The organism is Sphingomonas bacterium (assembly GCF_903643065.1).
In the GTDB taxonomy this organism is placed as follows: Bacteria; Pseudomonadota; Alphaproteobacteria; order Sphingomonadales; family Sphingomonadaceae; genus Sphingomonas.
This window is the reverse complement of the sequence record NZ_CAHJWX010000369.1, coordinates 1-3171: the sequence shown is the minus strand read 5'-3', so window position 1 is coordinate 3171 and position 3171 is coordinate 1. Positions and strand designations below refer to the sequence as shown.

Genomic DNA, 3171 nt, shown 5'->3' with positions numbered 1-3171 from the left:
GCTCTTGCTGCCGCTCGCCTTGGTTGGTGGCTGCGGACACGGCGTGCTTGATCCCGCCGGCCCGATCGCGGCGGACAGGCACAAGGTGGCGGCGACGACGCTCGCCAGGACAGCGGCGGCGCGGCGGGCGAACGGGGACTGGATCATCGTAATTACTCCCTTGATGCCACCCGATCGGTGGCTTGCCCTATCCTTTGCAGCCCGCGTGCCAATTGCCGTAATCGTTCGATCACAAACACTTAGCCATTGCCTGTTGCCGCCTGCCTGTTCCCCTCTTGCCAACGCTTGGCGGAATCCACCAAACGGTCGCACATGGTCGAGCGCGCCACCCAGTTCATCGGTCAGTCCGGCGCGTTCCTGGACGCGCTGGAGCGCGCCAGCCGGGCCGCGCCGCTCGACCGGCCGGTGCTGGTGATCGGCGAGCGCGGCACCGGCAAGGAGCTGATCGCCGAGCGGCTGCATCGCCTGTCGAACCGCTGGGACCATCCGCTCGTCGTGATGAACTGCGCCGCGCTGCCCGAGACGCTGATCGAGGCGGAGCTGTTCGGGCACGAGGCGGGTGCCTTCACCGGCGCCACCAAGGCGCGCGCCGGCCGGTTCGAGGAAGCGGACGGCGGCACGCTGTTCCTGGACGAACTGAGCACGCTGTCGATGGCCGCGCAGGACCGGCTGCTTCGCGCGGTAGAATATGGCGAGGTGACGCGCATCGGCTCGTCGCGGCCGCTGCGCGTCGATGTCCGCATCGTCGCCGCCACCAACGAGCATCTGCCCGACAAGGTCGATGCGCTTCAGTTCCGCGCCGACCTTCTCGATCGCCTGTCGTTCGAGGTCCTCACCCTGCCCCCGTTGCGCGCGCGGGCGGGCGACATCGTCGTCCTCGCCGATCATTTCGGTCGCCGCATGGCCGCCGAGCTGGGCCGGCGCGGCTGGCCGGGCTTTGGCGCCACGGCGCTCCACGCGCTGCGCTCGCACCGCTGGCCCGGCAACGTCCGCGAGCTGCGCAACGTCGTCGAGCGCGCGGTGTATCGCTGGGACGGCGACGGTCCGGTCGACGCGGTCGACCTCGATCCCTTCGCCTCGCCGCATCGCCCGCGCTCGTCGGCCCCGACGACACCCGCCTCGACGCCTGCTCCGACGCCCATCCCGGCGCCGGTCGAGGATGACGCGGTGGTTGCCTGCGACGCGGGTCCCTCCGACTTCAAGTCCCGCGTCGCGCGGTTCGAACGCGAGCTGCTCGCCCGCGCGCTCGCCGAGCATCGCTTCAACCAGCGCACCACCGCCGACGCGCTGGGCCTGACCTATGACCAGCTGCGCCATGCGCTGCGCCGGCACGACCTGATCAAGGCGTGACGGCGGCTTGCGTCGCCATCGGCGCGGATCAACAAGCGCGCGCCGACGTTAAAGCGCTGGCTGGCAGAGAGGGTCCCGATGACCATGCATCCTCGTCGTATCGTCATCGGCTGGCTCGGCTCGGCGGCGGCGATGCTCGGCATCCCGCTGACGCGAGCGCTGGCCGCCACCGATCCCGCCCGCTCCAAGGAGAAGACAATGGCCTTCGAACTGCCCCCGCTGCCCTATGCCTATGACGCGCTGGAACCGGTCATCTCCAAGGAGACGATGACGTTCCATCACGACAAGCATCACAAGGCCTATACCGACAAGCTCAACGAGGGCGTCGCCGCCGATCCGGGCCTGGCGGGCCACGGCATCGAGCAGATCCTCGCCAAGGTCGGTTCGCTCCCGCCGCTGATCCGCAACAATGGCGGCGGCTATTGGAACCACGACTTCTTCTGGAAGATCATGGGCCCGGCCGGGTCGACGCAGCCGTCGGGCGCGCTGAAGGACGCGATCGACGCGTATGGCGGGCTCGACAAGCTGAAGGAGGATTTCAACGCCAAGGGCGTCGGCCAGTTCGGCTCGGGCTGGGCCTGGGTGATCAAGACGGCGGACGGGGCGCTCAAGGTGACCTCGACACCGAACCAGGACAATCCGCTGATGGACGTCGTCGCGGACAAGGGGACGCCGATCCTGGGCAATGACGTGTGGGAACACGCCTATTACCTGACCTACAAGAACGATCGTCCCGGCTATCTCAAGGCGTGGTGGGAACTGGTCAATTGGAACGAGGCCGGCAAGCGCTTCGACGCCTGACGCTCACTCGGGCGGCGGGAGGTCTCCCGCCGCCTGCAACCCGTGCCGCAGCAGCATCGGCACGTTGGCAAAGGCGAACAGCAGCGTCAGCGGGATCACGCCCCAAAGCTTAAACCCCACCCAGAAATCGGTCGAGCTGCTCCGCCACACCGCTTCGTTGACCAGCGCCATCCCGGCGAAGAACACCGCCCAGTTGCGGGTCAGCTTGCGCCAGCCGGTCGCGTCCAGCCCCGGATAGGCGGTCTCCAGCAGCGACTGGAGCAGCGGGCGCCCCGTCGCCATGCCGAAGCCGAGCACGGCGGCGAAGATCAGGTAGACGAAGGTCGGCTTCGTCTTGATGAAACGATCGTCGTGGAACCAGATCGTCAGCCCGCCGAAGACGAGGACCAGCGCCCCCGAGATCAGCAGCATCGGCGAGACGTGCCGCGTCCGCACCCAGGATGTCACGATTGCCACCACCATCGCGACCATGAACGCGACCGTCGCCTCCACCACCCGCGCCAAGGCCGGGCCATGGCCCAGGTAATTGACGAGGAAGAAGACCAGCAACGGCCCGTAATCGAGCAGCAGCCGGAACTGCGGCGAAGCCTTGCCCCTCACTTGCGCACCCCTTCGATGCCCGCGATGATGCGGCTCACCTCGCGCGCGTCGAACGGCCGCAGGTCCGCCATCCCTTCGCCCACCCCGATCGCGTGGATCGGCAAGCCATACCGCTCGGCGGCGGCGACCAGCACGCCGCCGCGCGCGGTGCCGTCCAGCTTGGTCATCACCAGCCCCGTCACCCCCGCGACGTCGCGGAACACCTCGACCTGATTGAGCGCGTTCTGCCCCGTCGTCGCGTCGAGCACGAGCACCACATCGTGCGGGCTCGCCGGGTTCAGCCGCCCCAGCACGCGCCGGATCTTCGCCAGCTCGTCCATCAGCTCGCGCTTGTTCTGCAAGCGTCCGGCGGTATCGACGATCAACACGTCGGTGCCGATCGCGGTCGCCTGCTTGACCGCGTCGAACACCACGCCCGCC

The 3171-nt window shown here is 68.4% G+C and carries 3 protein-coding genes and 1 pseudogene; 2 read left to right on the top strand and 2 right to left on the bottom strand.

Features of this window, described 5'->3' with window-relative positions; genetic code table 11:
• Window positions 1-312 precede the first annotated feature (312 nt).
• Window positions 313-1350: a phage shock protein operon transcriptional activator gene (gene pspF / locus HUU95_RS12185; RefSeq protein ID WP_174280347.1), complete on the top strand. Its 1038-nt coding sequence runs from the start codon at window positions 313-315 to the stop codon at window positions 1348-1350.
• A 198-nt stretch (window positions 1351-1548) separates the two neighbouring features.
• Window positions 1549-2151: a superoxide dismutase gene (locus HUU95_RS12180; protein ID WP_174280348.1), complete on the top strand. Its 603-nt coding sequence runs from the start codon at window positions 1549-1551 to the stop codon at window positions 2149-2151.
• 3 nt (window positions 2152-2154) lie between these two features.
• Here HUU95_RS12180 and HUU95_RS12175 read toward each other — a convergent pair whose 3' ends face one another.
• Together HUU95_RS12175 and HUU95_RS12170 are read right to left on the bottom strand one after the other, a co-directional pair.
• Entirely contained in the window at window positions 2155-2751 is a 597-nt protein-coding gene (locus tag HUU95_RS12175) for a septation protein A (protein WP_174280346.1), read from the bottom strand.
• Window positions 2748-3171: pseudogene (locus tag HUU95_RS12170) on the bottom strand (signal recognition particle-docking protein FtsY); the annotation flags it as partial. The pseudogene HUU95_RS12170 and the gene HUU95_RS12175, both read right to left, overlap by 4 nt.